Source organism: Halomonas sp. GD1P12 (assembly GCF_025725645.1).
Classification (GTDB): Bacteria; Pseudomonadota; Gammaproteobacteria; order Pseudomonadales; family Halomonadaceae; genus Vreelandella.
Genome location: NZ_CP107007.1, coordinates 91706 through 108538 on the forward strand (window position 1 = coordinate 91706; position 16833 = coordinate 108538).

At 62.1% G+C, this 16833-nt stretch carries 17 protein-coding genes; 4 read left to right on the plus strand and 13 right to left on the minus strand.

Features of this window, described 5'->3' with window-relative positions:
- Positions 1-21 precede the first annotated feature (21 nt).
- From OCT39_RS00410 to flgL, 4 genes are read left to right on the plus strand one after another with little or no spacing between them, the layout of a single operon-like run.
- The gene (locus OCT39_RS00410; protein WP_263585763.1) at positions 22-1140 is read left to right on the plus strand and encodes a flagellar basal body P-ring protein FlgI; all 1119 of its coding nucleotides are present in this window, start codon (positions 22-24) and stop codon (positions 1138-1140) included.
- A complete protein-coding gene (gene flgJ / locus OCT39_RS00415) occupies positions 1140-2174 on the plus strand; it encodes a flagellar assembly peptidoglycan hydrolase FlgJ (protein ID WP_263585764.1) in 1035 nt (344 codons plus the stop codon). Before OCT39_RS00410 ends, flgJ begins: the two co-directional genes overlap by 1 nt.
- 60 nt (positions 2175-2234) lie before the next feature.
- Entirely contained in the window at positions 2235-3857 is a 1623-nt protein-coding gene (gene flgK, locus OCT39_RS00420; protein ID WP_263585765.1) for a flagellar hook-associated protein FlgK, read from the plus strand.
- A 14-nt stretch (positions 3858-3871) separates the two neighbouring features.
- The gene (gene flgL, locus OCT39_RS00425) at positions 3872-5131 is read left to right on the plus strand and encodes a flagellar hook-associated protein FlgL (RefSeq protein ID WP_263585766.1); all 1260 of its coding nucleotides are present in this window, start codon (positions 3872-3874) and stop codon (positions 5129-5131) included.
- 66 nt (positions 5132-5197) lie between these two features.
- On the opposite strand, the gene fliR is transcribed toward flgL, so the two are convergent.
- The 13 genes from fliR to fliF all read right to left on the minus strand — a co-directional run bounded on the left by fliR (position 5198) and on the right by fliF (position 16597).
- The gene (fliR, locus tag OCT39_RS00430) at positions 5198-5986 is read right to left on the minus strand and encodes a flagellar biosynthetic protein FliR (RefSeq protein ID WP_263585767.1); all 789 of its coding nucleotides are present in this window, start codon (positions 5984-5986) and stop codon (positions 5198-5200) included.
- A 1-nt stretch (position 5987) separates the two neighbouring features.
- Complete coding sequence (fliQ, locus tag OCT39_RS00435) at positions 5988-6257, minus strand: flagellar biosynthesis protein FliQ (RefSeq protein WP_263585768.1); 270 nt, start codon at positions 6255-6257, stop codon at positions 5988-5990.
- A gap of 34 nt (positions 6258-6291) precedes the next feature.
- On the minus strand, positions 6292-7080 hold the full coding sequence (fliP, locus tag OCT39_RS00440; protein WP_263585769.1) for a flagellar type III secretion system pore protein FliP: 789 nt from the start codon (positions 7078-7080) through the stop codon (positions 6292-6294).
- A gap of 8 nt (positions 7081-7088) precedes the next feature.
- Positions 7089-7511, minus strand: coding sequence for a flagellar biosynthetic protein FliO (gene fliO / locus OCT39_RS00445; RefSeq protein WP_263585770.1), 423 nt, complete (start codon positions 7509-7511; stop codon positions 7089-7091).
- Positions 7508-8011: a flagellar motor switch protein FliN gene (gene fliN, locus OCT39_RS00450; RefSeq protein WP_263585771.1), complete on the minus strand. Its 504-nt coding sequence runs from the start codon at positions 8009-8011 to the stop codon at positions 7508-7510. The genes fliO and fliN overlap by 4 nt, the downstream gene beginning before the upstream one ends.
- Positions 8004-9065, minus strand: a complete 1062-nt coding sequence (fliM, locus tag OCT39_RS00455; RefSeq protein ID WP_263585772.1) for a flagellar motor switch protein FliM — start codon at positions 9063-9065, stop codon at positions 8004-8006. The genes fliN and fliM overlap by 8 nt, the downstream gene beginning before the upstream one ends.
- Positions 9066-9086: 21 nt before the next feature.
- Positions 9087-9560, minus strand: a complete 474-nt coding sequence (gene fliL / locus OCT39_RS00460) for a flagellar basal body-associated protein FliL (RefSeq protein WP_263585773.1) — start codon at positions 9558-9560, stop codon at positions 9087-9089.
- Positions 9561-9709: 149 nt separating this feature from the next.
- On the minus strand, positions 9710-11128 hold the full coding sequence (locus OCT39_RS00465; RefSeq protein WP_263585774.1) for a flagellar hook-length control protein FliK: 1419 nt from the start codon (positions 11126-11128) through the stop codon (positions 9710-9712).
- A gap of 97 nt (positions 11129-11225) precedes the next feature.
- Complete coding sequence (fliJ, locus tag OCT39_RS00470) at positions 11226-11678, minus strand: flagellar export protein FliJ (protein WP_263585775.1); 453 nt, start codon at positions 11676-11678, stop codon at positions 11226-11228.
- Position 11679: 1 nt separating this feature from the next.
- The gene (gene fliI, locus OCT39_RS00475) at positions 11680-13068 is read right to left on the minus strand and encodes a flagellar protein export ATPase FliI (RefSeq protein WP_311958947.1); all 1389 of its coding nucleotides are present in this window, start codon (positions 13066-13068) and stop codon (positions 11680-11682) included.
- Positions 13065-13832 carry a flagellar assembly protein FliH gene (locus OCT39_RS00480; RefSeq protein WP_263585776.1) on the minus strand — a complete coding sequence of 256 codons (768 nt, stop codon included), beginning with the start codon at positions 13830-13832 and terminating at the stop codon, positions 13065-13067. The genes fliI and OCT39_RS00480 overlap by 4 nt, the downstream gene beginning before the upstream one ends.
- Entirely contained in the window at positions 13825-14832 is a 1008-nt protein-coding gene (gene fliG / locus OCT39_RS00485) for a flagellar motor switch protein FliG (RefSeq protein WP_263585777.1), read from the minus strand. Before fliG ends, OCT39_RS00480 begins: the two co-directional genes overlap by 8 nt.
- A complete protein-coding gene (fliF, locus tag OCT39_RS00490; RefSeq protein ID WP_263585778.1) occupies positions 14825-16597 on the minus strand; it encodes a flagellar basal-body MS-ring/collar protein FliF in 1773 nt (590 codons plus the stop codon). The genes fliG and fliF overlap by 8 nt, the downstream gene beginning before the upstream one ends.
- Between the last annotated feature and the right edge of the window lie 236 nt (positions 16598-16833).

Genomic DNA, 16833 nt, shown 5'->3' on the forward strand with positions numbered 1-16833 from the left:
GCGCTCGAGAAGAGAGTGATGATGACTTCATTGAACCTCAAGCGCCGCCTCAAAGCCGCCGTGCTGGTCGCTTTTTGCGTACTGGCGGGCAGCGCCCAAGCGGAAAGCGTACGTGAGCTGGCCAATTTTGCTGGTGTGCGCGACAACCAGCTCGTGGGCTACGGCCTGGTGGTCGGCCTCGACAGCACCGGTGACCAGACGACCCAAGCGCCGTTCACCAGCCAAAGCTTGACCAACATGCTCTCGCAGCTCGGCGTGAGCGTACCGCCGGGCACCAATTTACAGCTGCGCAACGTCGCCGCCGTCATGGTGACCGCGGATCTGCCGCCGTTTGCCCGCCCGGGCCAGCGCCTCGATATCGTCGTTTCGTCGATTGCCAACGCCCGTAGCCTGCGCGGCGGCACGCTCTTGATGACGCCGCTCAAGGGCGCCGACGGCGACACCTACGCCATCGCCCAGGGCAACATGCTGGTCGGTGGCGCCGGTGCCCAGGCTGGCGGTAGCAGCGTGCAGATCAACCAGCAGGCCGCCGGGCGTATTCCGGGCGGCGCACTGGTGGAGCGTGAAGTCGCGCTCAACCTGGGCGGCAACGGCGGCTTGCTCGAACTTCAGCTCAATCAACCGGATTTTGGCACCGCTCAACGGATGGTGAGCGCGATCAATACCGAGTTCGGCCAGTCGGTGGCCTACGCGCGCAACGGCGGCGTCATCGCGCTCGACGGGCCAATGGACGCGAATCTGCGGGTCAACTTCATGGCACGCGTCGAAAACGTTCAGCTCACCCCGATGGATGCGCCGGCACGCGTGGTGCTCAACTCGCGTACCGGCTCCGTGGTCATGAACAGCGCCGTGACGCTGCGCCAGGCCGCGGTCGCCCACGGCAACCTGTCGATCGTCATCGATAGTCAGTTCGGCGTCAGCCAGCCCGCGCCGCTGGGCCAGGGCGAGACCGTGGTGGTACCCAATGCGGATATCGACATCAATCAGCGCGAAGCTTTCCTGCAGATCGTCGAAGGCGCTCAGCTCAACGAGGTAGTCAACGCCTTGAACGCACTCGGCGCCACACCCCAGGATTTGATGTCGATTCTCGAAGCGCTCAAGGCGTCCGGGTCGCTGCGCGCCGAGCTCGAGGTGATCTGATGAGCATGACCAGCATGTCCAACCAGCTCGCCTTCGACATGAGCGGCTTTCAGCGCTTGCAGCACAACGCCCGTGTCGACCCGGAAGCCGGTGCTCAGGGCGCCGCCCAGCAGTTCGAGGCGCTGTTCGTGCAGATGATGATGAAGAGCATGCGCGACGCGACGCCTTCTGGTGGACTGTTGAACAGCAGTGCCGGCGACACCTACCAGCAGATGCTGGATCAGCAGTGGTCGCAGGTGATCGCCGAGAAGGGCGTAGGGCTTGCCGACGTGCTGGTCGAGCAGCTTACCCGCCAGGGTGCAATCAAGGGCGGCGGGAAAAACGACGACGAGATTCAGGCGCTGATTGCCGGCATTCCCCGCGGCACGCCGCGAGTACTCGACGACCCGCTACAGCCCGCTGGCCCCGGTGGCCAGGAGAGCGGTCGCTTTCTTAGAGAGCTCGAAGCGATTCGCCAGGGCAGGGCTGCACCGGAGCAGGCGAGCGTTGAGCGCTCGCCGACATCGGCTAATGCCGCCGCGCCCCTCATCAACGCCAACGCGCCGGATCACGTGAAGCGGTTTATGGCCACGCTCGCCGGCCCCGCCCAGGTGGCCAGTCAGGCAAGCGGTGTGCCCGCCGAGCTGATTTTGGCCCAGGCGGCGCTGGAAACCGGCTGGGGGCGTCACGAAATCCCCACTCACCAGGGTGGCAACAGCCACAATCTGTTCGGGATCAAGGCGGGCAGCCGTTGGCAGGGCGCGACGACCGATATCGTTACCCACGAATATCTCAACGGACAGCGCACGCGCATGGTGGATACCTTCCGCGTGTATGACTCCTTCGAGCACGCCTTCACCGACTACGCCAACCTGATCGGTCAGAACCCGCGCTACGCCGGAGTGGTCGAGGCGCAAAGCGCCGAGCAGGCCGCGCGCGCGCTGCAAAGCGGCGGCTACGCGACCGACCCGCGTTACGCCGAGAAGCTCGTTGCCATCATGAAGACCATGGGGCCGCTACCGGCCGGGCAGGAATTTTTGGCCGACGCGCGCTAACGCCGTTAAAGCTTTTTAACGAGCCGCCGATAAAAGAAGCATCGGCTTGAGGACTGAACCATGAGCATGTTTTCGACGGGCCTGAGCGGCCTGAACGCGGCGCAAAATGCGCTGAGCGCGACCAGCAACAACATCAGCAACCTGTTTACGCCAGGCTACAACCGCGAGTTGCCCAAACTAAGCGAAGCGGGCGTGGGTGGCGGCGTGCGCGTGGATGCCATCGAGCGTCAGTTCAATACATACGTAGCCAACCAGCTCAATAACGCTAAAACCCAATCGAGCGCGCTGGAAACCTATAACAATCAGATCACCCAGATCGATAATCTTCTGGCGGATCGTGAGGCAGGGCTTTCGCCGCTCATTCAGGACTTCTTCTCCTCGTTGGATGCGCTGGCAAGCTCCCCCTCCGACCCGGCCGCTCGTCAGGGCGTGCTCGGCGCAGCGGATACGTTGAGCGCACAGTTTCGCTCTTTTGATGGCTATCTGCAGGACATGCAGAACAACGTCAACAACCAGGTGCGCGACGAAGTCACTCAGATCAATAACACCCTCGAACAAATTGCCGATTTCAATCGCGAAATTTCGCTGGCCCGTGCGCGGACCGGCCAGGCGCCCAACGGTCTGCTCAACCAGCGCGACCAGCTGGTGTCCGATCTCAACGAGCGCATGGATCTGCGTCTCAACGTTCAGGACGGCAAGACGTACAACGTTAGCCTGCCCAACGGCCAGCCGCTGGTCACGGGGACATCGAGCTTCAAACTGGAAGCCGTGCAAGCCGACAGCGATCCTCAGCGCACCGTCGTGGGCTATCGCGACGGAGGCAATAACCTCATAAAACTCGACGAGTCCACCATCAAGGGCGGCTCGCTGGGCGGCTTGATGAGTTTTCGCGCTGAAACGCTGGACAAGACGCAGAACCAGATCGGCCAGCTGGCGGTATCGCTATCGGTCGCTTTCAATGAGCAGCACAAGCAGGGCATCGATCTCAACGGCGAGGGCGGTCAGGACTTTTTCAACATTGGCCAGCCGCAGGCGTACAGCTATCCAAACAACGACGCCGAGGTGACGTCCATCGCCTTCGATGTTGAGGCTACTGATGAGCTTCGGGCAACGGACTATACCGTCAGATTCGACGAGAGCGGTGAGCCCAGCGTTACCCGCAAGGACAATGGCCAAGCGGTCGATGTAAGTGAAGGCTGGGATAGCGCTACCAACACGCTCGCCTTCGGCGGCATACGAATGGAGTTTAGCGCCCAGCCCGCTAACGGCGATCGTTTCGACGTTCAGCCCGTGCGTCGCGCCGGGGCCGGTATGGAAACCGCCTTCAACGATCTGGACAAGATTGCGGCCGGCGAAGAGGCCGCGAGCGGCGACAACCGTAACGCGCGCAAGCTTCAGGACCTTCAGGGAGAAAACATCGTGGGCGGGCGCGCCTCGCTGAGCGGCGCCTACGGGGCGCTGGTATCGGATGTCGGTAACCGTACCAATATCACTCAGGTAAATTTGGAAGCGCGCCAGGGGCTGACCGACCAGCTTCGTGCCGTACAGCAGTCCGAGTCCGGCGTTAACCTCGACGAAGAGGCAGCCAATCTGATTCGCTACCAGCAGTTCTACGCGGCCAATGCGCGGGTGATCGATACCGCGGGCAGTTTGCTGGACACCATCCTGAATCTGCGCAGCTAAGGGAGGCATCTACCATGCGTATCAGCAGCGTTACCATGTACGAGCAAAGCTCTGCGTCCATTAACCGCCAGCAGGGTGACTTTTTAAGGATTGGCCAGCAGCTCTCCAGCGGGCGCAAGGTGGTGAATCCTTCGGACAACCCGCAGGCGGCCTCGCAGGCGGTAGGGGTGTCCCAGTCCATGGCGATGACCGAGCAGTACGGTAACTCGCGTGTCTCGGCACGTACATCGCTTGCTCAAAGCGAAAGCGTACTGAACAGCGTTAGCGACTCGATCACCAGCGCCAAGACACTGCTGATCCAGGCCTCCAGCGATACGCTCAGCAACGCCGATCGCGAGTCGATCGCCAGTGAGTTAAAAGGTGTCTACCAGACGCTGATCGGTCAGGCCAACACCGCCGACGGCAACGGCCGCTATCTCTTCGGTGGCCAAATCGATAACGCGCCGCCCTATGTTGCCAACGACCAGGGCGCCATGAAATACAACGGCAGTGACATCGTGCGCGAGCAGCGTATCGATAGTGCTCGCAACATGCCGGTGGCCGAAAGCGGCCGCTCGATTTTTCAGAAGGTCCCCAGTGGCGCAGGCTATATTGGTGAAGCAGTGCGTTCGGACGGTGCTCGTAACGCCGGTAGCGTGATCCTTGGTGGCCCGCAGGTGAGTGATGTCAACGGCGAAGGCTATGGTGACGATTATCGAATCACGTTTGGTGGTGACGCCGATACGCCCACGCTAAGCGTGCAGCGCCTGACCCAGGACGACGGCTGGCAGCCGGTCCCGGATATGACGGACATCGCCTATACCGGCGGTGACGCACCTCAACGCCTCGTGTTCGGCGGGCTTAGCGTATCGTTAAGCGGCGCCTCCGAGGCGGCTGATGAAGTCAACATCAGTCAGGCCAAAAACGGTCAGCGCGAGCCCGATCTATTCAAGGCCATGGAAGAGGCCATTCGTGTGCTCGAAAATCCAGCGACGACCAACGTCGAAAAAGCCGATTTTCGCAACACGTTGAATACCGCCATGCGCGACCTGGACAACGCGCTGGACAACGTACTGACCGTGCGCGCCTCGGCTGGCGCCAGGCTCAACGAGCTGGATGTGATCGACTCCATCGCCAGCAACCGTATGATGAGCTATACCCAAACGATGTCTGATCTCGTGGATCTGGACTACGTTGAGGCGATCTCGGAGTACAGCCTGCGTCAGGTCGGTCTGCAGGCCTCTCAGCGTACCTTTGTCGATATGGGCGGCATGTCGCTGTTCAACTATATGTAAGCCGTCCAACACCATCTTTTGCATTACCATTTGGCCACCGTTCGCGGTGGCTTTTTTATGGCGAACTCAGTTATCCGCCATCGTTTCGATCAGGCTCTGCATAAAGGCCAGCCCCTGGCTGAAAAGCGGCTGCAGGAAGCGCCCTATATCGGTGACCAGCACCATCAACAGCACCAGCCCTACGGTCAGCGAGGCAGGAAAGCCGATGTTGAACACGGTGAGCTGGGGTGCGGAGCGATTCAGAATGCCCAGCGACAGGCTAATGATGAGCAGTGAAGCGACCAGCGGCAGGGCCAGCAACAGCCCGGAGGCGAAGATGGTGCCAGCGTAGCGGGCCAGCAGCTCGAAGGCGTTGGGGTTGATGCCGGCAAATCCGACCGGCAGGGTCTGAAAGCTCATTACCAGGGTTTCCATCACCATCAAATGGCCGTTGAGCGCCAGAAACATCAGCAGCGTAATCATGTAGAGAATGCGCGAAAGCACCATGATATTGGTGCCGCTGGAGGGATCAAAAAAGCTGGCGAAGGCAAGCCCCATCTGCAGGCCGATGAACTCGCCCGCCGCCTGCACCACGGCAAAGACGATATGCATGACCAGCCCGATGGCCAGCCCGATCAGAAGCTGTTCGACCATGATGCCAAGGCTCGCCCAGGAGAGCATGGGGACTGCTGGCATAACGGGCAGAATCGGCGCAATGGCGACCACGATGATAACCGCTAGCCCCACCTTGGCCTGATTGGGAATGCTCGAGTGGCCCCAGAGCGGTGCCACCGCCATGAAAGCAGTGATGCGCACGAAGGGCCAGAAAAACGCTACCAGCCAGGTTTGAAGCTGGTCGAAGGTGACCTCGACCACGCTACATCACCATTTGCGGAATATTGACGAATAGCCGGTGGGTGAAATCGGTGATCAGGCCGATCAGCCAGGGGCCGGCGAGTACCAGCACGGCGAAGACCGCCAGAATCTTGGGAATGAAGGTCAACGTCATCTCGTTGATCTGGGTCGCCGCCTGAAACAGGCTGATGATCAGGCCGGTGAATAGCGCGGCCAGCAGTACCGGCGCGCCCATGAACAGGGTCAGCCGCATGCCCTGGTAGGCAATGCTCATTACGGTCTCGGGGGTCATGATCGCTCCTGTCGCCGAGGGTTACTCAGACGGCCTATAGCATGTAGAAGCTTTCGGCCAGTGAGCCGATCAAAAGCTGCCAGCCGTCGACCAGCACGAACAGCATCAGCTTGAAGGGCAGAGAAATAGTCACCGGCGGCACCATCATCATCCCCAGTGCCATTAGCGTGCTGGCGACCACCAGGTCGATGATCAAAAACGGAATGAAGATGGTAAAGCCGATCTGAAACGCGGTCTTGAGCTCGCTGGTGACAAACGACGGCAGCAGCACGCGCATCGGCAGATCCTCGGGGCCCTGCATGGGGCCGACGTCGGCCAGGCGTGCGAACATGGCCAGGTCCGGCTCGCGGGTTTGCGCCAGCATGAACTCACGAAACGGGATCTGGGCGCGTACCAGAAACTCCTCGAAGTTGATCGTCTCACTCGATAGCGGCTGCCAGGCGGTCTCGTAGACCTGGGAGATCACCGGTGACATGATGAAGAACGTCAAGAACAGCGCGATGCCCAGCAGTACCTGATTGGGCGGCGTGGCTTGGGTGCCCATGGCCGTTCTCAACAGGCTGAGCACGATGATGATGCGCGTAAAGCTGGTCATCATCAAAAGCATCGCGGGTAAAAACGCCAGCGAGCTCAACAGTAACAGCGTTTGCAGCGACAGCGACCACTGCTGGCCGCCGCCTTCCATCGGCTGCGACACAAGCCCGGGTGGCAGCTGCTGCGCTTGGGCCGGTGCACCGAGAGCGATAAGCGCCAGCGTCAGCAGCGTCAGTAGAACAAGTGTCGAAGGCAGCTGCTCGCGAAAGGGGAGCCGATAGCAGGGCATGGCATTTCTCATGACGATGAAGGAGGCTCTGAGGTAGCACCAGAGCGTTTCGACAGCGCCTTCGCCAGGCGTTTCGAGAAGCCAGTGGAAACGCTTACCTCGGGAGTCGGGCGGTCGATGGGGGCTGCTCGCTCGTGCAGCTTGGTGATTCGCCCGCCGCCCACGCCCACCACCAGCCAGGTATCCTCGAGCTCCACTACCACGATACGCTCGCGCGCGCCCACCGCGGTGGAGCCGACCACCTTGAGGCGCGCGCCGCTATCGAAGCGTTTTTGCTGAACGCGCTTTAAAAGCGCCGTGCAGAGCAAAATGATGGCGATGACCAGCGCCAGCGCCGCAGCGGTCTTGCCCAGGGTGGCCATGCCCATCAAGGCATCCGAGCCCAGCGCGTCGATCGAGCCGGCCTGGTGAGTGGAGGCGGCGACGCTCATCGGTTGAGCTTATGGATGCGCTCGGAGGGCGTGATGATTTCGGTAATACGGATACCGTACTTATCTTCCACCACGACGACCTCACCTTGAGCGATCAGATAGCCGTTGATCAGAATATCCATCGGCTCTCCGGCAAGTCCTTCGAGCTCGATGACCGACCCTTGAGCAAGCTCCAGAAGCTGCTTGATGGTCAGCTTGGCGCGGCCGAGCTCGACGGTGAGCTTGACCGGAATGTCCATGATCATTTCCAGATCGCGCGAAACGTTGCCACCGCTTTCACTGCTGAGCGGGCGGAAAATATCCTCGCTCGCCGCTTTGGCGGGCGGCGGCGCAGGCGCCGGCGGCTCGTCGGCGTCGGCCTCGGCGGCTTCCTGTTCGGCCATGGCCGCCGCCCAGGGGTCGTCGTCGCCGGCAGTATCGCTTTCGGCGTCCTGCTCCGACATGGCGCTTGCCCAGTCGTCGTCGGATACGGATTGATCGGGCTTTTTAGGATCAGTCATGCGTGGGTTCCTTGGCTTGGCGTCGCGGCGGGCTCTTGACGAAGTCCGGGGACGATGCGCTGTTCATGGCGCCGTGGTCGATCACGTGGAGCACACGCAGCGCACGATGCTGCTGCTGACTGCCGTACTCGCACTCCATGACCGGCACGCCGTCGACGCTGGCGGTGACGATGGAAGGGATCTCCATGGGCAGCACGTCGCCTTTTTTCAGTCCCATGACCTGCGCGATGCGGCTGGGAATTCGGGCAAACTCGGCAATCAGCTCCACTTCCGACTGGCGAAGCTCGGTGGCCATACGCCGAGACCAGGTACCGTCCTGGTCATGATTGCTGTCGTTGATCGGGTTGGCGAGCAGATCCCGTAGCGGCTCGATCATGGCGTAGGGCATGCAGATCTGAAAACTGCTGGAGAGGTTGCCCACCTCGATATTGAACTTGGTGTTCACCACGATCTCGTTGGGCGAGTTGGTGATGTTGGCGAACTTGGCCTGCACTTCCGAGCGCAGAAAGTTGACCTCCAGCGGATAGACCACCTTCCAGGCTTCCTGGTAGGCGTCGATCGCCAAATTGAGCAGGCGCTGAATGATTCGCTGCTCGGTGTTGGTGAACTCGCGGCCATCGGATTTGGTCACGAAGCGCCCGTCGCCGCCAAACAGGTTGTCCACCACCATGAACACCAGGTTGGGCGGAAAGACCACCAGCGCCGAGCCGCGCAGCGGCTTCATCGAGACGATGTTCAGGTTGGTGGGCACCGGCACGTTGCGCGAAAACTCGCTAAAGCTTTGGTAGCGCACCGACTCCACCGTGATATCGGCGCTGCGGCGAATCAGGTTGAACAGCCCGTTTCTAAAATAGCGGGCGAAACGCTCATTGATAAAGTCCAGCGCGTGCAGGCGCTCGCGAATCACCCGATGCTGAGTCGCCGGGTCGTACGGGCGAATACGCTCATTGCCCGTCGCGGCAGACGACGAGGCATTCGAGGGCTCATCGTCTCCGCTGACCCCTTTCAACAAGGCATCGATTTCTTCCTGGGACAGTAGATCGTCCTGTGACATGAACGGCTCCCGCGCCCGAGGTTATTGCACGATGAAATCGGTGAACAGCACTTCCTGAAGATCCAGCGGCGGCTGATTCTCAGTGAGTGGAACGCTGAGCCGGGTGATGATGGCCTGGGCGAGCGCTTCCTTTCCTTCGGTCGAGGTCAGCTCGCTGGCCTGCTTGCCGGAGAGCAGAATCAAAAGGCGGCTGCGAATCTGGGGCATGTGCTCTTCGATGATCGCCTTGCTCTGCTCGCCGCCGACGCGCAGCGTAATACCGGTGTACAAAAGGCGCGAGCCATAGCGGTCATCGGCCAGGTTCACGGTGAACGGCTCGATGCGCGTAAAGACCGGCGGCTCGGGCTCGGCGACGGTTTCCACCTCAGCCGATTCACCGTCGTTTGAGTGGCCCAGCACCATGTAGACCGCGGCTGCAGCACCCAGCGCCGACAAAGCGACCAGTACGATCATGATATAAAGCAGTTTTTTCGATCTACCGCTTGCTTCTGCCATTTGCTGTTCCCATGGTCCTTACGCATGACGAATGCCATGCATTATGCCTAATGAGCAGGCCGCTTAATAAATGAACAGGCTCATCTGGTGAGCCTATCTTTTGGCTTAGCTTTTTAAGGCGTTGGGTTGAAACGGTCGGGCCTATAACGCTAGGCGTAAAGATCGACCCGTCCATCGAGCGTGAGGCGCACCGGCGCGCTCACGCCGCTCTCGAGGCCCTCGCCCACGTCATCGGCCGTACCGCCGCCGGCTTGAGCACCGGTGCCGTTCGCCTGGGCAAAGGCTTGCTCTTTTGGCTGGCCGTGCTCGCCCACCGAGGTATTACCCAGCGCGATACCCTGTTCGGCAAGTGCCTCGCGCAGCTGGGGAATCGCCTGCTCGATGATCTGGCGCACCTGAGCGTGGGCGGAGAAGAACTGTGCCTGGGTGTGCTGCTCGCCCATCTTCAGCGTAATCGTCAGTGGGCCAAGCTCCGCCGGATGCAGTTCGAGCTTCACCTGCTGCTCGCCGCCACGTTGGGTCAACTGAATGAGCTGCTGGCCAAGCTTTTCGGCAAAGGCGGGGCTGGTCACCGGCGTGGCGATAGCGCCGGCCACGGGGCTTGGGGTGGTCGTCGGGGCGGGCGGTGCGCCGGTCAGCGTCGGTTCGCCGCCGGTCGGGCCGGCTGACGCAAGCGCGCCCTGCATCGCACTAGCGCTGGCGCTAGTGGGCAGCGATGCCGCTGTCGGTGCCGCGTCGGCATCGAGTGCGGTCGTGTCCACCGGGGTTGCCGCGCTATAAAGCGACGCCAGCGGCTGGCCGCTCCAGGCGGGGCGCGCATCGACGGTGGACCCCGTCCAGGATTTGGTGTTGGCGTCAGTACCCGATTGCAGGGCGTTGACCGCGCTCAGCACGCGTGCAGCGGCGTCGCTCAGTGCCGGCGCCGCGCTGGTGGTCGCTGTCTCGGTCAGGCCGGCCGCCGGGGAGGCCATTTTGGGCGTATCGGTAAACGAGGCCACCAGCGCCAGGCGCGCCTGAACCTCGTCCAGCGCATCGGCAGATGCTTGGCGCTGGGCGTTTTGCGTCGCGTCGAGCGGTAGTGCGGTATTCGCCGGGGCCGCAAAAACGGCGGACGCTTCGTTCAAGGCGGCCTTCAGCGTGTCGAGGTTTTCAACCGGCGCGATATCGGCGCTCTGTACCGGTGCCGCGTCGCTACCCTGTATCGGCGCGGTCACATCAGCGGCGCTGAGCACCTGAGCAAAAATGTCGATGCGAGCACCCTGCGAAAGCGCCTCGCTGGAGAGCGCCTGTTCGGTGGCGCTGAAAAGTGCGCCGAGCTCGGCGTCGTCGAGCGCTTCGACATCGGCGCCGAGCGCGGCCAGCGCATCGCGAAAGGCCTCGAGCGCGTCGTTCGTCGGCGTCTCGAGAGGTTCCGCGGCGCTACCCGTGCGGGTATCGAAGGCCTGGCGCAGTGCTGACTGAAAGCCCTCCGACGCGCCCGGGAGGCCTTGAGACGTTTGAGCGCCCGGCAGCGCAGACAGTGCGCCGCGCAGGCCCTGAGTGGTTTGAAGCAGTAACGACATGGTCATGACGGTTAACTCCTCTGTATTACTGCAAATAGTTACTGCAAACAGTTACTGCAAACAGTTACTTCGAACGGTTACTGCGAACGATCACTGCGCACGTCTATTGAGCGCCGTCCGGCGAGCGTCGTGCGGTCTGGGACGTTACGAACTCATCGTTGGCTTTTTGATCGGCGCGCTCCTGGCGGCGGTGCTCTTCGAGCGAGCGCCTGGAGGCCAGGGTATCAAATGAGGAGAGCTTGCGCTGCTCCTGCTGCCAGTGCTGCTGACTCTGCTGGACGCGTTTTTGCTGTGCGGTCAGCGCCTGCCGGGCGCGACTGAGCGCGGCGTCCAACGAGGCCAGAAACTGCTGGTAGTTGAACATGGTGGCCGGGTCGATGCCGTCGCGCATGGCACTTTGCAATCGCTCGGCATACTCGGCGCGGTAGCGGCTGAGCGAGTCGAGCTGGGCCTGGGTCTGATGCTGGCTTTGGCGCTCTTCGGCCAGAAGTTTACCGGCCTGGTCGCGGGCGTCCCGCGCCAGATCCGTGAGAATATCGAGCTGGGAATGCTGCATGTTAGCCTCCTACTACCTGCGCCAGCGCTTGGCGTGACTCTTCAAGCGTGGCGCGTTCGTCGATACGCTGCTGCAAAAAACGCTCCAGTTCTGGAAAAAGATTCACCGCCTCGTCCAGTCGAGGGTCGTGCCCGGGGCTGTAGGCCCCCACGCTGATCAAATCGCGGTTGCGCTGATAGCGTGAAAACAGTTGCTTGAACGTGCGTGCGCGGCTGATCTGCTCGTCGGTCGCCACCGCGTTCATCGCCCGGCTGATCGATGCTTCGATATCGATCGCCGGGTAGTGGCCCGCTTCGGCCAGGCTTCTCGACAGCACGATATGGCCATCCAGAATCGCCCGGGCGGAGTCGGCGATGGGGTCCTGCTGATCGTCGCCTTCGGTCAGCACCGTGTAGAACGCCGTGATCGAGCCGCCGCCGCGCTCGGCGTTACCGGCGCGCTCGACAAGCCCGGGTAGCTTGGCAAACACCGACGGCGGATAGCCCTTGGTCGCCGGCGGCTCGCCGATGGCCAGCGCAATCTCGCGCTGGGCCATGGCGTAACGCGTCAGCGAATCCATGATCAGCAGCACGTTGCGCCCGCTGTCGCGAAAGCCTTCGGCCAGACGGGTGGCGTAAGCCGCCCCCTGCAAGCGCTGCAGCGGCGAGGTGTCCGCGGGTGCTGCAACGACCACCGAGCGGCGCCGACCTTCCGGACCCAGAATGTTGTCGATGAAATCCTGTACCTCACGGCCGCGCTCGCCGATCAGGCCCACCACGATGACGTCGGCCTGGGTGTAGCGGGCCATCATGCCCAGTAGCACCGACTTGCCCACGCCAGAGCCGGCGAACAGCCCCATGCGCTGCCCCTTGCCAACGCTCAACAGCGCGTTGATCGCACGAATGCCGACGTCGATCGGTGTGTCGATCGGTGCCCGTGACAGCGGGTTGAGCGGCGCAGTATGAAGCGTCGCCCGGGGCACCTCCTCGGTGCCTTCGCGATCATCCAGCGGGTTGCCGTTGCCGTCGAGCACGCGCCCTAGAAGCTCCTCGCCGATGGGAAAGCGCCGGGCACTGTGGCCGACACCGTCGGACAGTGGCGATACTCGCGCGCCGGGCATCAGCCCCGAGATCTGCTCCAACGGCATCAAAAAGAGCTTGTCGCCGGAAAAGCCGACGACTTCGGCCTCGGCGTGAAGCGCGCTTTCGCCCAAGCGGCCGTCGGCGCCCGGCAATTCGATTCGACAGGCGCTGCCCACGGCGACCTGCAATCCCACGACCTCGATGACCATACCGGTGGCGCGCACGACTCGGCCGCTGCGGCGGTAGTTGGGCAGCTGACCCACCCGTTGGCCGGTGCGGGTGAGCGCCTTGCGCCAGCGCTGGGTATGACTCATCGAGGCGCTGTTCATGCGTTATCCTGACTCGGGGTGTCGGGCTTGTGGCGCTTGCGCATCTGCGCGGCCACGGCCTGCCAGCGACTCTCGAAGGTGGCGTCGAGCTCGCCCTGGGCGCTGGTTACCCGGCAGCCGCCGCGGGCGAGCTGATCGTCGGGCTGCAGTTTCCAGTTGGCCGCGCTCAGCTCACTACCCAGGTGCTCTTCGACCAATACGTGATCCTCCGGGTTGAGCCACAGCCGCTGCTGGCCGTTGAGCGGCGGCTCGGTATGCAAAAGCTCGCGTACCAGCTTGAGCACCTGCTCGGGCCGATCATTGAGCGTGTCGAGTGCGAGCTGGCGCCCGACCAGCATGGCGAGTTCGACCAGGTCGTCGGCGATGGTGTCGTCGAGACGCGAAAGGGCGCTGTCGAACTGTTTGGCCAGCGCCTCCATCGGCGCCACGACCTGATGTATCTGTTCGTCCAGCGTCTTTTGCGCCTGCTCGCGGGCCTCTTTCATGCCCTGCTCGAAACCTTCCGCGTGGCCCTTGGCCAGTCCCGCGTCAAAGCCCTGCTGCTCGGCGTCCTTGCGCACACGCGCAAAGAGCTCGTCGCGCTCTTGCTGCTCGCGCAGACGCGCCTGCTCGGCGGCCTTTTGTGCGGCGGCGACCCGGCGCTGGTGCGGGCTGGGCGCGCCGCTCTCATTATCGGCACCAAAGGCGTCGTGCTTTAATTCATCCATCTGCCAGCGCTGCCACTGGCCGTGACGATCGAACTCGCTGGTGGACGAATTAGACATACTCGTCGTCTCCGCCGGCCAGGACTATCTCGCCGGAGTCGGCCAGGCGGCGCACCACCTGCAAAATGGCTTTCTGCTCGGTTTCGACCTGCGAGACCCGGATCGGGCCGCGAGCTTCCATGTCTTCGCGCACCAGATCCGCGGCGCGTTGAGACATGTTGCGCAAAAACTTGTCCACCAGCGCTTCCGGTGCGCCCTTGAGGGCGATGACCAGCGAGTTGGTTTCGACCTCCTGAAGGACCATCTGGATCGCGCGGCTGTCCAGGTCGAGCAGGTTCTCGAACAGGAACATTTCGTCGATGATCTTCTGGGCCAGGTCCTCGTTGTGGGCGCGTACGGTATCGATGGCGCCCTCTTCCTGAGAGGAGTTCATCAGGTTGAGGATCTCGGCGGCAGTTCTCACGCCGCCCATCTTGCTGCGCTTGAGGTTCTGGCCGTCCAGCATGCTGGTCAGTACTTCGGTCAGCTCCTGAAGGGCGGCGGGCTGCACGCCGCTGAAGGTGGCGATACGCAGCACTACGTCGTTGCGCAGCTTTTCTTCGAACAACTCGAGAATGTTGGCGGCCTGGTGGCGCTCCAGATGGATCAGGATGGTGGCGATGATCTGCGGGTGCTCGTCGCGGATCAGCTCGGCGACCATCGAGGCCTCCATCAGGTTCAGCGAGTCGATACCGGAGTTGCTGCCGGTGCTCTCGAGGATGTCCTCGATCAAACTCGACGCGCGTTCGCTGCCCAGCGCCTTGGTCAATACCGAGCGGATGTGGTCGCTTGAGTTCAAATTGAGCGCCACGAAGTCTTCGGTTTCACGGTGGAAGGCATCGAGTACTGCCTTCATGTCCTCGTGCGATATTTGATCGAGCTTGGCCATCTCGAGACTGATCGCCTGTACCTCCGCGGCGTTCAGGTATTTGAACACCTCGGCGGCGCTGTCCTCGTCCAGCGTCAAGAGAAGGATGGCGCTTTTACGGGCGCCGCTCATCTGTGCGATGGCGCTACTCATTGGCATTCATCCAGCTGCGAATAATCATGGCGACCATACGGGGGTCGTCCTTGGCCATGTCCTGCAGATCCTTGAGATTGTTCTCGTAAAGCGAGGTCTTGCGCTGGCGCTTGGGCCGCTCGCCATAGGTGTCGCTATCCCCCGAGGCTTCACTGTTTTCATCGCTTTCGTTCTCGTCGTCGTCTCCAACGCTTGCGCGGAAGGTACCGTTTTGCGCGCCAGTCGCGGCGGCGGGCACCTGGGTGTAGCGCTTGATCAGCGGACGCAGAATCAGCAGATAGAGCAGTAGTGCGACGATGAACACCATCAGGTAGCGGCCCAGCGTCGATGCCAGCGCCAGCGTCTCGGGACGCTGCCACCAGGCGATATCTTCTTCGACGTCGCCGGCGGCGCGCACAAACGGCGTATTGACCACTTCGATCTGGTCGCCGCGCGCCTCTGAGAAGCCCATCGCCTGCTGGATCAGCCGCTCGAGCTGAGCGACCTCGTCCGGCGACAGGGCGACCTGCTCGGTCTCGCCATCACCGTTCACGACGCTTTTAAAATCGACCACCACCGCGGCGGAAAGACGCTGCACCTGGCCCAGACGCTGCTGAACGTGCTCGATGCTGCGATCCACTTCGTAGTTGACGACATCGTCCTGGCGCAGGTTGGAGAGCGGCGGCTCTTCTTCGGTGCCTTCGCCATCACCGCCATCCTCTTCGCCTTCGTCAGGCTGGTTGATCAGTGAGGCCGCCACGCCCGGCGGGGTGTTGCTCAGCGCACCGGGAATACCGTTGGCAAGCGGGTTTTCGCCATCGAAGGAGAGGCTAAGCTGGCGGCTTCTGACGGCGGCTTCGTTGGGTGGCTGGTTCGGTCCGTAGCGCTCCGAGGTTTGCTCGCGGCGTGAAAAGTCGATCTGTGCAGCGACCTGGGCGCGCACGTTGTCGCTGCCCAGAATGGGCGTCAGGATATTTTCGATGCGCTGTTGATAGGAGCGCTCGACCTCGGCGATGTACTCAAGCTGGGAACCGTCCAGATCGTTGCCCTGGGATACCTGGGCGGACAGCAGGCGTCCGCTTTGGTCGACCACGGTCACGTCCTGGGCGGCGAGCTCGGGTACGCTGCTCGAGACCATGTGCACGATGGCGCTGACCTGGCCTTCGCCAAGCACGCGGCCGGGCATCAGCGTCAACACGACCGATGCCTTGGCGGGCTCGCGATCGCGAATGAACACCGAAGGTTTGGCCATGGATAGGTGCACGCGCACGCGCTCGACCGGGCCCAGGGATTCGATGGAGCGAGCGAGTTCGCCTTCCAGGCCACGCTGAAAGTTGACCTGCTCGGCAAACTGGCTGATGCCGAATGCCTGGTTGTCCATGAGCTCAAGGCCCAGGTTGCCGCCGCGGGGAAGCCCCTGTTCGGCCAGCTGAAGGCGCAGCATGTGCACCTGGTCGGCGGGTACCAACAGGGCCTGACCGCTATCGCTGAAGCGGTAAGGAACCGCGCGGCTATCGAGTTCGGCAATGACGCGTCCGCCGTCGGCTTCGTCGAGATTGCTGTAAAGCACCCGATATTCCGGGCTGCCCGCCCACATGAACAGCGCAGCGACCAGGGCGATCGATGCCGCCCCGGCCACGAGAAGTACCACCAGGGGGCTTGCGCGCATTTGCTGCTTGAGTCGCGAAAGCGTGGTGTTGTCTTTAGCACTCTCTGCCGCCGTACCGCGAGCGGCGTTGGGGGAAGAGCTGGTTTGACGGCCTGCCGTAGCGCCGGTTTCGCTCATGAAAGCCTCCAGGGGGCTGAGCAAAACAGGTCACGGCCAGGGCGCATCATCAATGAAGGCATGGGCAATATCCGTCAATCGCGGTGAGTCGTGAACAGACGTCCAAATCGATGAAATGATGCGGAACTTTGATGTGCGCCATTATGCTTAGGCGGGTCGAGCATGAACGAAGGAAAAGCTCAGCTTTTATTACTTATTTGTTCGTATGAGGGATTTACTGCCGGTGGTAGGGTGTC

What these genes read in the sequence shown, in the direction of transcription:
- OCT39_RS00410 (WP_263585763.1), top strand. Translation starts at nt 22, where the DNA reads ATGACTTCATTGAACCTCAAGCGCCGCCTCAAAGCCGCCGTGCTGGTC.
- flgJ (WP_263585764.1), top strand. Translation starts at nt 1,140, where the DNA reads ATGAGCATGACCAGCATGTCCAACCAGCTCGCCTTCGACATGAGCGGC.
- flgK (WP_263585765.1), top strand. Translation starts at nt 2,235, where the DNA reads ATGAGCATGTTTTCGACGGGCCTGAGCGGCCTGAACGCGGCGCAAAAT.
- flgL (WP_263585766.1), top strand. Translation starts at nt 3,872, where the DNA reads ATGCGTATCAGCAGCGTTACCATGTACGAGCAAAGCTCTGCGTCCATT.
- fliQ (WP_263585768.1), bottom strand. Translation starts at nt 6,257, where the DNA reads ATGACCCCCGAGACCGTAATGAGCATTGCCTACCAGGGCATGCGGCTG.
- fliP (WP_263585769.1), bottom strand. Translation starts at nt 7,080, where the DNA reads ATGCCCTGCTATCGGCTCCCCTTTCGCGAGCAGCTGCCTTCGACACTT.
- fliO (WP_263585770.1), bottom strand. Translation starts at nt 7,511, where the DNA reads ATGAGCGTCGCCGCCTCCACTCACCAGGCCGGCTCGATCGACGCGCTG.
- fliN (WP_263585771.1), bottom strand. Translation starts at nt 8,011, where the DNA reads ATGACTGATCCTAAAAAGCCCGATCAATCCGTATCCGACGACGACTGG.
- fliM (WP_263585772.1), bottom strand. Translation starts at nt 9,065, where the DNA reads ATGTCACAGGACGATCTACTGTCCCAGGAAGAAATCGATGCCTTGTTG.
- fliL (WP_263585773.1), bottom strand. Translation starts at nt 9,560, where the DNA reads ATGGCAGAAGCAAGCGGTAGATCGAAAAAACTGCTTTATATCATGATC.
- OCT39_RS00465 (WP_263585774.1), bottom strand. Translation starts at nt 11,128, where the DNA reads ATGACCATGTCGTTACTGCTTCAAACCACTCAGGGCCTGCGCGGCGCA.
- fliJ (WP_263585775.1), bottom strand. Translation starts at nt 11,678, where the DNA reads ATGCAGCATTCCCAGCTCGATATTCTCACGGATCTGGCGCGGGACGCC.
- fliI (WP_311958947.1), bottom strand. Translation starts at nt 13,068, where the DNA reads ATGAACAGCGCCTCGATGAGTCATACCCAGCGCTGGCGCAAGGCGCTC.
- OCT39_RS00480 (WP_263585776.1), bottom strand. Translation starts at nt 13,832, where the DNA reads ATGTCTAATTCGTCCACCAGCGAGTTCGATCGTCACGGCCAGTGGCAG.
- fliG (WP_263585777.1), bottom strand. Translation starts at nt 14,832, where the DNA reads ATGAGTAGCGCCATCGCACAGATGAGCGGCGCCCGTAAAAGCGCCATC.
- fliF (WP_263585778.1), bottom strand. Translation starts at nt 16,597, where the DNA reads ATGAGCGAAACCGGCGCTACGGCAGGCCGTCAAACCAGCTCTTCCCCC.